The following is a 12,193-nucleotide window of genomic DNA, read 5'->3' as shown; positions in this document are numbered from 1 at the left end:
TGACCACAGCCACTATGCCATTGTCAATTTTTCCCAGTCGCCCTAAATATTGTCTCGCTACATAATCTGTGGCTTTTTCTTTTTTTGGATCTCCAGTTTCGTCAATAATAATAACTATTTTTCGACCTTTGACAATTTTTAAGATTAATTCTAGCCTTTGCCTTCTCAAGGCTTGAGCCTCCCAGGGTGATTGGGTAAGAAAGTGATGCAACCGAGCATTTTCTAGCCCCGTTATCTCTGCAATGGCTGGTAGCGTCTTACGTTTAATATCAGAAACTATACCAGCATGAATGTGGGTAAAAGCTTCAAAGCTTCTGACTTCTGAAAACAGATTTCTGTAATAGCTACAATACTCATCAATCAATTTCAAGGTTGAATCAGCTTGGCGAGGCTTAACCATAGACCCAGCTTTGATTTGAGAGATTTTGTTGTTCTATTATACTCTTCCTAGAGTGACAGAAGAGAGGTATATCTGGGCAATCGTACCAAATCTGGGGAACGTTATTTCCCCTCAGATGAGGTGACCGAAACTTCACTCGCTGTTCTTCAAAAAATCGAACCTCCTGGGGTTAAAGTTGGCCGAAGAACTATTACCAACGCGCGAGCGATACAACTCACTGGACTATTGGTAAACCAGTACCTATTGTCGATCTCCCGCAGCCATGTCGAGTTCCCACAGCGGTCTCGATCCTCCCACCGTTTTGATAATGATAATCGCCCTTGGTGGAATACTCTACATTATTTAGATTTTCCCACCCCTGCCCTTTTTTTCATTATCATTATTATTTGACTGATTTATCTACAAAGAGGTATTGACAAAAGCTAATCCTTTCTAACTTGTTACCAATGGCCTGAGTCAGAGTGAGAGCTTTTTAAAGCAGCGGCATAAAATTCGCTATGGGAGTCAAGACGAAAGTCGAATGGGGCTACATACAATTCAAAGAAGGAACTTAACTGGCAAAGGAATTAAGCCTCACGGAAAAGGGCTTTCTTGACTTTATATATTTGTGGTAATAGGTCGTAGTAGAGCCTCAAACAGGAGCGGGATATTTTATGAATTTATCCATCTAGACACAGTGTGTTTTGAGAAGTTTTTAGAGCTATTTGCCGCTGCTTATCCTCTTGATTTGCATATCATCCAACTAGACAATGGAGGATTTTATAGTTCATTGAATCTAAATATACCACAAAACGTGATTTTACTATTTCAGCCGGGCTATAGTCCGGAAGTAAATCCGATATAAAGGCTGTGGGCTATATCAAGGAACAATTGAAATGGTTGAGATTTGATGGCATAGAAGAATTGAGAGAGGCTCTGCAAAAAGAGTTAAAAAAGCTGACTAACGAAGTGATTGCTTCTTTGACTGGATATCCATTCATATTAAATGGGTTATCTGTAGCAAATATTTATAAAATTGGTATCAGATGATATTATCGCGCAGCTTGGCACATCTTCGAACCGCCCAAGAAACTTTACTTCAGTCGACAGTGCGAGCTACAGAACGCCTTTGATGGTTGCTGCTGCTACTGTTGGAAGTGTTACTAGTATTGTCTATGGCAAGTCTAACTGTCAACATTACATAACTCAGCCAAGCATTTCCGATTCCCAGGATCTGAGCTTCTGTGATGTTGCTCATAATAATAGACACCAGAAAACAAATAGGGATTCCCGCGTCTTCCAGCTTGCTACGACTCAAATACCGGACTGCGTAAGCCAAATTAAGAAGCAGGGAAATCATCATTAAGATTAATCCCGGCCAACCGAAGGCTAACAATATTCCGATCGCGCCATTGTGAGGATTTTTCGGTTGAAATCCATTAGTAGTATAAATAAAATAAGCAGGAGTAGCGGGACCTAACTTATCTTGTTGAAAAAATCCCTCGTATCCGTAGCCAAACCAGGGGCGCTGATTGGCCGCAGCTATTAACTGCGGCCAGAATTCGGTCCGCCCAGTTAGAGTCAAGTCCTTGCCTAACCCACCTACAACAATATCCTCTAGGTTGTCTACTACAAAAACCGTCATAATTATGCTGACCACCAGGAAACATATAATCGCAGTAAATGCCCACTGAAAAGTTAATTTTTTTAGAAAGTTTAGTGAGGACACTGCAATTATTAATATGATAGTAATCACTAGAGCCGCTCCCGACTTATTAGCTCTCACCAGGTAAAAAGAAAAGAACATCATTCCCAAAGAAATCCAGCGTTCTTTCTGAGTTTTAGCTCCTTGAAAATAATGCAAATACCAAAATGCCGTACATAAAGCTAGGACTCCACCGAGAGAATTTTTAGCTTGAGTTAGGCCTACAAAGTCGCCTGCTCCCGGTGGTTTCATTATAAAACTTGCCAAACCCAGTGCCGTGTATCCCCACCGCCAAAAACGAGATAGATCATCCCATTTATATTGGGCTGCTAAGTAAAATCCGAAAGCAGTAAATCCTGAAAAAGCTATGCCTGATCTTAGCGTTTCTTCAGGGACTACGGACCATAATGTAGACAGTGATGGCAGTAATGTATAAAATAAAAAGAAAGGATTCATGATCAAGACTTTGGCAAAAAAATCTATAAATTTGCTACCAAAAGCCTGAATCCTAGAAAACAAAATTAATACTATCCACGGGTAAAAAACATAAGGTAGCATTGTTAAAATACCGCCTTCTGTGGATTTCAAATTACTAAAATGCAAGTAATTAAAAGGAGGTTGTGTGAGAGAGGGAGAGATGAATATATAAAAATAAGCAAAAGTCTTTTCTAAAGCCAAACCTATTTTTTTGCTACTGGACAATTGAAATAATAGCAAAGTCGCGATGGCGATTATAGCCATTAGCATCCATATAAATAAAGAATTACCTAAAATCAGCTCTTTCAGCATAGCCGCTTTAGACACTGGTTGAGTCATAATTGCTTTCCTTTATCAAAAACAAGCTCAAGTAATCTAGATATAAAATATAGCCGTCAATCCGCAACCACGCTAACACAGAAATTAGCCATAAAGCAAAAATACAGCAACATTTTTTCGGCGATCACTTAAAATAATGAGCTTTTTGCCCAGCACTAAAAAGGCTACACTTATATAAATCATAGTCAATAAAATTAGGTGGCTTATGGTTAACACCAATTTTCCAAGACAGATAGCCCCGTCGGTTGTGGGTCTTGTCTTGTTTGCTTCGACTGTCATCACTGATGCCCGAAGCACGCAGGCACAACTTCCCATCCCGCTAGGTGCAGAGCAAGCCCAGAATGTTGCGCCCGTTAGGCGATCGCCCGAAAGCTATAAACTCGGTGGTGGCGATCGCATCCAAGTAGAAATACTCGAAGTACCCGAACTCAGCCGCGGCTACGATGTCCTTTCCGACGGTTCAGTCAACCTGCCTCTGATCGGTTTGGTCTCCGTCCGTGGCCGCACCTTAGTAGAAGCCACCAACATCATCCGCAACGCCTACCGCCGCGTCCTCAAAGACCCCATAGTCACAGTCAGCCTCGTCGCCGCCCGCCCCCTCAACGTCGGCGTCATCGGAGAAGTTACCAGGCCCGGAAACTTCACTATCACCCTAACACCTGGCCCGGGAGTCGCGCCAAGTGTCCAGTACCCCACCGTCACCCAAGCGATCAGACTCGCAGAAGGCGTCACGGGTGTCGCCGACATCCGCAACATCCGCGTCCGCCGTCCCCAACGAGACGGCCCCGATCAAGTGCTCAACGTCAACTTGTGGAAATTCTTGCAAGAAGGAGACATCTCTCAAGACATCATTTTGCAAGACAGAGACACAATCGTGATTCCCACAGTCGCCAACTTCAACCAAGCAGAAGCTCGTCAATTTGCGACGGCCAACTTTTCGCCACCCCCAGAAAAACCTCGATCGATCTCCATTGTTGGTCAAGTCACCCGCCCTGGGGCTTACGTCGTGATCGGTGGCAACACCACAAACGACCTCAGCCGTGAAGGTTTCCCCACCGTCATCCGAGCCATTCAGCTAGCTGGCGGCATCACCTCCGATGCCGACATCCGGCAAATCCAAGTGCGGCGCGTCACCAGAAGAGGCGAACAAATTATCCCAGTTAACCTGTGGCAGTTCCTAGAGTCCGGCGACGGCGCCCAAGATACCATCCTCCAGGAGGGAGACACGATCATCGTACCCAAAGCTACGATCGTCAACCCGGCAGAAGCTGGTGTGCTCGCGAACACTAACTTTGCCCCTGTCGGCATTAACGTTTTTGTAGTAGGAGAACTCAGAACATCCCTCGATCCCTTGAGGCTCCCAGCTAATGCCACGCTGAATCAAGCTTTAATTTCCAGAGGATTTTTTGGCTACGAGAATACCAGAGCTAGAAGGGATAAAGTTGAGCTAGTCCGCCTCAATAACGACGGTACAGCTACTAAACGGACGATTGAAGTCAATTTAACTCAAGGAATTAACGAAGAAACCAATCCTCAACTTCGCAACAACGACATGATTATCGTATCCCGCAGGGGTCTAGTCAATTTTGTCGATCGCATGAACGCTGTAATCGGACCTGTCGGGCCAGCTACGGGAGTGTTAAATTTTATAAACGTTCTCCGATTTTTATTCAGGTAAGAAGGCGGCGGGTGAGGTGGATAATTCCTGGCAAAGGCTAGAATAAACTAAACAATAAGATTACCCAACCGCGACCTGGCCGCTTCAAAAATATCAACCTCAAAAATATCAACCTCAAAAATACCCTGGCTGAATATGGATAGCAGACAAGATTACCAACCCTTCAAACCCAAATCGAATGGCAAACTGCCGGATTTATCTGCTCACAACTACAGAGATAACTTCGTAGAAGAGACAGAAGAAGAAAAGCTAGACTTGTCTTGGCTGTTAGGCGTCGTGCGCCGTCGCTTCCTGGTCATGGCAGCAGCCACCATTGCTTTGAGCGCCCTGGCAGGAACAGCGATCGTTGCCACATCTAAAAGCATAACGATCGAGTATGAAGGCTCCTTTTCCCTGTTAGTAGAACCAGCCACGGCTGAAGGTTTGCAATCCAAACTATTAAACAACACCCAAGCTGCCGACTTCGCAAGAATTAATATAGAAGGAATTAGCCTACTAGACTACGAAACCCAAATAAGGATTTTGCGAAGTCCCAAAATGATGCAGCCAGTGATTGAGGAATTGCGGGCTTGGTATCCCAAAATGAACTATAGCGAACTGATCTCAAAAATGTCTATCAACCGCATCAGCTACACGAAAGATGGCAAACAGCAAGGCACAAAAATTTTACAAGTTCGCTACAAAGATTCAGATAGAAAAAAAATTTACGGCGTATTGGACAAAATTTCTAAAGCTTATCTAGACTACAGCTTGCAGCAACGGCTGATGGGCATTAATCAAGGTATAAAATTTATAGATACGGAGATGCCCAAGCTCCGAGAAAGAGTAGAAGTTCTGCAATTGCAAGTCCAAAGACTGCGGCAGCAGAGCAACTTGTTTGAACCCCAGATAGAGGGAAAATCTCTGTCTGAACAAGTTCAAAGCATTCGGGGTAAGCAAGTAGAAATTAGAGTTCAGCTAAAAGGGATGCGAAACCTCTACCAAAGCTATGAAAAACTACTTAACGAAAATAATCCCCAGGGGCTGCTGATGACCCAAGGACAAGCTTACGGCGGACTATTAGGTCAAATTCAGAAAATAGACTCAGAACTGTCATTAAAATTAGCTCAGTACAGAGAAGACAGTTTGCCAGTTTTAGCGCTGCGAAAAAGTCGGGAAGAACTGATTTTAACCGCCACTCAACAAGCCAGAGAAGTGGTGATGGGAAATTTAGAGACCCAAATCAAAGAAGTTGAAGCGCGCGATCGCGAAATGACAGCTTTGCAAAATGCTCTAAACCAAAAAATTAGAAACTTTTCAGTTACAACCCGACAATACGACAATTTACAGCGGGAACTGCAAGTAGTTACTAAGAGCTTGTCGGACTTCTTGGCAAAACGAGAAGCCTTGGGGATTGATGCCGCTCAGCAGCAAATACCCTGGGTGCTGATAAATCCTCCGGAAATTCCGCTAGACAAATTCGGCAACCCTCTAACAGCTACCGTCAAACAAACCAAAAAACAGTTAGCGCTGGCAGTAATTTTAAGCAGTCTGCTGGGCATAGCAGTCGGCTTGCTCGTAGAGGTACTAAATACTGTGTTCCACACTCCAGAATCACTGAGAATCGCCACAAGATTGCCCATACTCGGTGTGATTCCGTTTACCAAAAAAGTCAAGCGCCGACCGCCAGCTAGACAGAGGAAGCTAACATCGGCTCGATCGAACTCGAAAGTGGAAGTAGTCGAACCGGTCGAAGCTAGACATAATGGTTCGATGAGCGAAGGATCAAGTATTTTGAGCGACTTGGACTATCAATTTTTAGAAGCATTTCGATCGCTCTACACGAACATTCACTTGCTCAGTGCAGGCACGGCGATTCGATCGCTCTTAGTCGGCTCAGCCTTAGCCGGAGACGGCAAATCTACAGTAGCTTTGCACTTGGCAGCCACAGCAGCAGCAGTCGGACAGCGAGTATTGCTAGTAGATGCAGATTTGCGCTGCCCGCAACTGCACGCTAAGTTAGGACTGCCCAACGTGCGTGGTCTGGGCGAGGCCATCTCCACAGATCTCAGCCTCAACGACGCGATTCAACGAGCTCCGAACCAAGAAAATTTGTTCGTACTCACCGCCGGCCAAATTCCCCCCGATCCGATCAAGCTTCTTTCTTCCAAAAAAATGCATTATCTGATGGAGCAATTTCAAGCATTTTTTGACTTAGTAATTTATGACACCCCGCCACTAGCCGGCTTAGCAGACAGCCACTTGATCGCAGCTCACACAGACGCTACGATTATGGTCGTCCAAATTGGGCAAACAGACCGATCGCAAGTTCGCAAAGTTTTAGAAGAACTAAAGATTTCTGGAGCTTCCATCTTGGGAATAGTTGCTAATGGCTGCAAAAACACCGGTCACAGCTACCGCCAGCGCCCGGCAGTTTTAGACACGCTCTACGAGCAAAAACTATCGGCTTTAGGTACGAAAAATCCTAATTAGACAAATGTTGATGCAGGCGGCCGAGCGCCGCCGTCCTCAACGGGAAACGCACAACCAAGCTATACCCTGATTTTTAGATAATAGTACCATTTGAGAAAGAAAATGATAGACTAACGGACATAGCCTCGTGTGTCAACCGAGATTGCGCGGATCTTTAAATTTTGCGGTAATTACTCAGAAAATGATTGAGAAATCAGCAAAAGTGGGTAAACTACCTTTAGCAGAGCGCAATCTCAATCAGGAAAAGACACCTTTGAAGGTGAACGTTAGTGTAAACGTTAATGAGAACGTTTCAACCCAGAAACTTGGTAGGGATTATTCTATGAGTACAGTTATGGTTGTTGATGATAGCGTCACTCTGCGGGAGATGATCGCCGACTTGCTCAAAGGTAGAGGACTCAACGTCACGGTAGCGAGTGATGGCGTAGAAGCTCTAGAGCAAATCAAGGCTAACCGCCCAGATTTAGTCGTTCTGGATATCGTGATGCCCCGGATGAACGGCTACGAAGTCTGTCGCAGGCTCAAAAGCGACCCTAAAACCCAAAATTTGCCGGTGGTAATGTGTTCGAGCAAAAGCGAAGAGTTCGATCGCTATTGGGGTATGAAACAAGGAGCCGACGCTTACATCGCCAAGCCATTTCACCCACAGGAATTGGTCGGTACTATTAAGCAACTGCTGCGGGGTTGAAGTAGAGGAATAGGGACAGGAAAAAATTGTCTTGAGCGCTGATTATTTCTGCTCCCGCAGCCTCTCAAACTACTCGATTGACAATAGTCCAAACATCCCCGTCCGATCGCACGTAGGGAACAGTAATACTCTTAAAACCAGTAATAAAAGGCTTGTAATAAACCTGCCAGTAGCTGGGACTAATTTGGTCGGCGATGGCTTTGAGTCCCTTCACTTCTGCCGCCAGTTCCGCCGCCAGTTCATTAATCCGTTCCGCGTGTCCGTGAGCGAGCGCTCTTCCTTCTTCAACTTGCTGCTCCATCGGAGTAATTCTTTGCAATTTTACCGCTTGCTGCTGTTTCTGACTCAGTTGAGCAGACAGAGCCGCGATCGCGTCATCTATACCCTTGACTTCTGCCGACACTTGTGCTGTTTCCCTCGCGTGACGCCGATAAGCATCGGCGATCGCTTGGGGCGAATCACCGGCTGGGACAGCATCGGCAATAGTAAGCTGCTGGCGTTCCAGTCGCAATTCCTCTATTTGAGAGTAAATTGCCTCTATATCTGTCTGAAGTTTGTCCACCTAATTACCGCGTGGTTGTTGGATATTTTAGCATATTAACACAAACCCCTCGCCTAATCGGCATAGAAATTGCATATTTTAGGCTGGCTAGAAGCAAAGCCCCGCAAGCAGAAGAGGAATAGTTTGAAAAATACAAATTTTTATATTTCTCAGTTGAGCGATTCCGTCGATATCCAGTCGGCTTAATCAGGTTGTATCCGGTAAAGTTAGCATTATAGATTGATAGTGAGGAAGGCAAGTACGAGCGAGTTTTACGAGGATTAAAGTCGTCACTAACAACACAATTCCTAATTACCAATTCCCCATTATTAATAGAATTTTTTAAGTTTTTAGCCCTTACTGCCTCAACTGGACTATAGTCTCTACCAAAACATCGGGTTGCACAGGTTTAGGCAGATGTCGGTCAAAACCGGCAGCGAAAGCACGATCCCGGTCTTCATCCCTAGCATAAGCCGTCAAAGCGATCGCCCAAAATTTCCCTGTCTGAGTGTTCCAAGAACGCAGCCTTCGTAGCAGCGAATATCCGTCTTCCTGCGGCATTCCGATATCGCTGACCAAAACATCCGGACTAAACTGCAAAGCTACCTCAAACGCCTCAGCAGCAGACGATGCAACCTTGACATGAGCCCCGGAATCGGCCAAGACAAACCTCATAAATTCCCGCGAATCAACCTCGTCATCAACCAGCAAAACCTTAACTCCCAGTAAATTACCAGCGCCAGCCAAAACCTGCGCTTCCTCGTCGGCGATCGAATTTACCTGCATTGAAGGGAGACGGACAGTAAAAGTCGATCCCATATCCAGTCCCGGACTTTGAGCCCAAACCGTGCCACCGTGGAGTTCCACCAACTGCCGCACGATCGCCAGACCCAGCCCCAAACCGCTATAATTTCGAGTAATCGTAGCATCCGCTTGGCGGAAAGAGTCAAATACGTAAGGCAAAAAATTCGGTGCAACCCCAATCCCCGTGTCGCTAACAGCCAGCTCAACCTCCGAATCAACTCTCGAAAGCCGGATTTCAACTCGCCCCCCGCGCGGCGTAAACTTAATCGCATTCGTCAGCAAATTCCAAATTACTTGCTGCAAGCGGCCAGGGTCTCCTGATACCCAAAATCTCGGATTTAAGTCAGATTCAGGATTGCCAGAAACCTTCCCAAGCTTGGAAAATTCACCAGTCTCTAAACCCAAATCTCCTATTGCAAACCGCAAATCGATCGACTTAGCATCGGCAGCCAACCGTACCGTATTCACCGCTGCTTCCACCGTCGAAATCAAATTTACCGCACAAGGATTCAACGTCAACTTGCCGCGAATAATTCGCGAAATATCCAGCAAATCATCAATCAATTGAGTTTGCAATTTAGCATTTCGCTCGATCGTTTCTAAAGCCCGCCCCGTAGCAGCCGGACTCAAACTGCGTTGCTGCAGCAGTTGCGCCCAGCCCAAAATCGCGTTTAAGGGCGATCGCAGCTCATGAGAAAGAGTTGCCAAAAACTCATCTTTCATGCGATTGGCCTGCTGAGATTCCTCGTAAAGTCGGGCATTGTCGATCGCCCCCGATACCGCCTGAGCCAACTGCATTAAAATAGTTTCATCATCTTCGGCAAACTCCCCCTCATACTTGTCCGACAACTGAATCAATCCCAGATTTCTGCCGTCCCGAGTCGTCAGCGGTACAGCCAGCCAGCCCCGCATTGGCGGGTGCTTCCCCGCAGCCTTGCCGAACTCCCGCCATGCCGGGTGAGCCTCTAACTCGTTTTGAGTCATTCGCATCGCCTGTTGGTGCTGGCAAACTTGCTGGTAAATGCCCGTACCGTCTGGCTCTTCGCAGTAATCTTGCCACGCGGCGTACTTTTCTGACATGGAAAACTTGCTAATTCCCGCATCCCAGGTGGCGGCAGGGTCGAGGTTGACCGCTACCTGGTGGACTTCGAGAATTTGGCGGGCGCTATCGGCTGCTAACTGAAGTATTTCTGCCACAGACAGCGTGGAGTTAATAGCTACTGACGCGGAGGTTAACTTTTGCAGGCGGCGCAAATACGACTGCTCGCGGGCCAACGCGCGCCAGCGGTCGTATTCTAACTGTTTGCGATCTGTAATGTCGATCGCCACGCCGGACAGCCGAAGGGGTGTGCCGGATGCGTCAAAAACCACTCGCCCTTTGTCGTGAAGCCAAATCACTGAGCCGTCGGGTCGCACTTTGCGGTATTCCGACTCGTAAACTCCCGTGCCCCTGAATGCGGCCTCCACATCTGCCAAAAACCTTTCGCGGTCTTCCGGATGCACCGCATTCTTTTTTTGCTCAAAAGTACCAAAGGTGCTATCTGGGCCCAAACCCATCTGTGTTTCGGCATTGGAGGAACGGCGGACTTCCCCCGATGCCACATCCCAGGTAAAAGCGATCGTGTTAGCTGCTTCTAGAGCAAAGCGCAAATTTTCCTCGCTTTCTTGCACCCTCGCTTCCGATAACTTGCGATCCGTAATATCCCAAACCACGCCGATCGATCGCACCGATTTACCCGTATCATCATCAAAAAACTTGCCCCTACCCGATATCCAGTGCAAGCTGCCGTCGGGCCAAAAAACTCTAAATTCGTACTTGTATTCTATTTTGTTTTCTAAAGCAAAGGCAACAGCGCCGGCGATCGAGGCTTGGTCATCCGGATGAATGCAGGCAAAATACGCTTCATAAGTTCCCGGAAAACTGCCTTTTTCCAACCCGAATAACAGTTCGTGTCCCTCCGACCAAACGACCTCGCCAGTTAATACATTCCAATCCCAAGTTCCCATTTTCGAGGCTTCGATCGCCAATCTCAGCCTTTCCTCCGAAATTGCCAACTGCGCCGACGTTTTCGCGTAGTTCTCCCGCAACTGCTGTTTTTTCAAGCTTTCGCCCACGGCCCCCGCCAGCCGCTTTAAGTACCGCCCTTTGAACACGTAATCGCTTAAGCCAGCTTTCATAGCTTCGACTGCCACTTGTTCGCTGCCGCTGTCAGTACACATAATTACCGAACAATTTGGGTAGCGGCTGTGAACTTTTTGGAGAATAGTTAATCCGTCGCTCCAGTGCAGTTGGTAGTCGGTAATTACTATATCAAAACCTCCGACTGCCAGGATTTGTTCGAGAGTTTGGATATCAATAACCGATTTAATTTCTAAATCCAAAAAATTTTTCCTCAGTTCTCGCTCAATCATCAGGCGATCGTTCGGGTTGTCGTCGATTAACAGAATAGACAGCATTAGCCTTTTAGTTTTTATAGGGGCGCGAACATTCTTAAATCTAATAATATGTTCTTAAGCAATCTCGACAATTTGAATATGTACTTGGTGGGTTAATTAGACTTGCAATAATTTTATTGTATTTGCTTGTATTTTATTTATCTTACAGCTTGTAATATCCTCAACCAGCTTTTTAGGGGCGTACCCACAAGCAAATTAATTAACTAAGTTGTTGTAAAACACATTAGAAAGCCAGCTCAGGCGGGAAAGGTACAAGAGATGACTTAACTATCATTATACTAATTGTTTATTCTGTCTTCGGGTGTGAACAAGCGGGTTGATTGATTCTTTGAGCTATAGCAGAATATTGCTGTTAAAACCCTCTTGTCTAGAACCTCATCTTTTAAATCCCGTGCACAGCTTCCTCAACTCTTGCACTTGCGTAATTTTACCCAGAAGCAAGTACCCATGCCCAAAGTCGATTTCAGCCCAATCGCACCACCCATCCGATCGACTCCTTTGTTCGCTATCGCCAACCCAATTCCGGTCCCTGGATACACTTCTTGACCGTGCAGGCGATCGAACAATCCAAAAATCCTACCATGAAATTTTTCGTCAATACCAATGCCGTTGTCTTCTACCCAAAGATAGATATATTCATCCTCAGCTTCTGC

Annotated in this window: 9 protein-coding genes; 4 read left to right on the top strand and 5 right to left on the bottom strand. The window is 46.1% G+C overall.

Annotated elements, in window-relative coordinates; genetic code table 11:
* A partial coding sequence (locus QUA38_RS22845) for a transposase (protein WP_333165877.1) occupies window positions 1-400 on the bottom strand: 400 nt, incomplete at its 3' end.
* Window positions 401-1,249: 849 nt separating this feature from the next.
* Between QUA38_RS22845 and QUA38_RS22840 the strand changes: the two genes are divergently transcribed.
* Window positions 1,250-1,429 carry a hypothetical protein gene (locus tag QUA38_RS22840; protein ID WP_333165874.1) on the top strand — a complete coding sequence of 60 codons (180 nt, stop codon included), beginning with the start codon at window positions 1,250-1,252 and terminating at the stop codon, window positions 1,427-1,429.
* A gap of 49 nt (window positions 1,430-1,478) precedes the next feature.
* Here the strand turns inward: QUA38_RS22840 and QUA38_RS22835 are convergent, their stop codons facing one another.
* Window positions 1,479-2,900, bottom strand: a complete 1,422-nt coding sequence (locus QUA38_RS22835) for an O-antigen ligase family protein (RefSeq protein ID WP_333165871.1) — start codon at window positions 2,898-2,900, stop codon at window positions 1,479-1,481.
* A gap of 205 nt (window positions 2,901-3,105) precedes the next feature.
* On the opposite strand from QUA38_RS22835, the gene QUA38_RS22830 reads away from it, so the two are divergent.
* The 3 genes from QUA38_RS22830 to QUA38_RS22820 all read left to right on the top strand — a co-directional run bounded on the left by QUA38_RS22830 (window position 3,106) and on the right by QUA38_RS22820 (window position 7,738).
* The gene (locus QUA38_RS22830) at window positions 3,106-4,578 is read left to right on the top strand and encodes a polysaccharide biosynthesis/export family protein (RefSeq protein WP_333165868.1); all 1,473 of its coding nucleotides are present in this window, start codon (window positions 3,106-3,108) and stop codon (window positions 4,576-4,578) included.
* Between the two features lie 135 nt (window positions 4,579-4,713).
* Window positions 4,714-7,050 (top strand): polysaccharide biosynthesis tyrosine autokinase, encoded by a 2,337-nt coding sequence (locus QUA38_RS22825; RefSeq protein ID WP_333165865.1) that lies wholly within the window; start codon window positions 4,714-4,716, stop codon window positions 7,048-7,050.
* Window positions 7,051-7,372: 322 nt separating this feature from the next.
* Window positions 7,373-7,738 (top strand): response regulator transcription factor, encoded by a 366-nt coding sequence (locus QUA38_RS22820; RefSeq protein WP_039886668.1) that lies wholly within the window; start codon window positions 7,373-7,375, stop codon window positions 7,736-7,738.
* A gap of 64 nt (window positions 7,739-7,802) precedes the next feature.
* Here the strand turns inward: QUA38_RS22820 and QUA38_RS22815 are convergent, their stop codons facing one another.
* The 3 genes from QUA38_RS22815 to QUA38_RS22805 form a co-directional block, all read right to left on the bottom strand.
* Window positions 7,803-8,300, bottom strand: a complete 498-nt coding sequence (locus QUA38_RS22815) for a hypothetical protein (protein ID WP_333165863.1) — start codon at window positions 8,298-8,300, stop codon at window positions 7,803-7,805.
* 336 nt (window positions 8,301-8,636) lie between these two features.
* Entirely contained in the window at window positions 8,637-11,540 is a 2,904-nt protein-coding gene (locus QUA38_RS22810) for a PAS domain-containing protein (protein ID WP_333165860.1), read from the bottom strand.
* 404 nt (window positions 11,541-11,944) lie between these two features.
* On the bottom strand, window positions 11,945-12,193 hold a 249-nt coding region (locus QUA38_RS22805; RefSeq protein ID WP_333165857.1), incomplete at its 5' end, for an ATP-binding protein.

The sequence above is a fragment of the Microcoleus sp. Pol12B4 genome, from assembly GCF_036701385.1.
GTDB lineage: Bacteria > Cyanobacteriota > Cyanobacteriia > Cyanobacteriales > Microcoleaceae > Microcoleus.
This window is presented reverse-complemented; position numbering and strand designations above follow the sequence as displayed.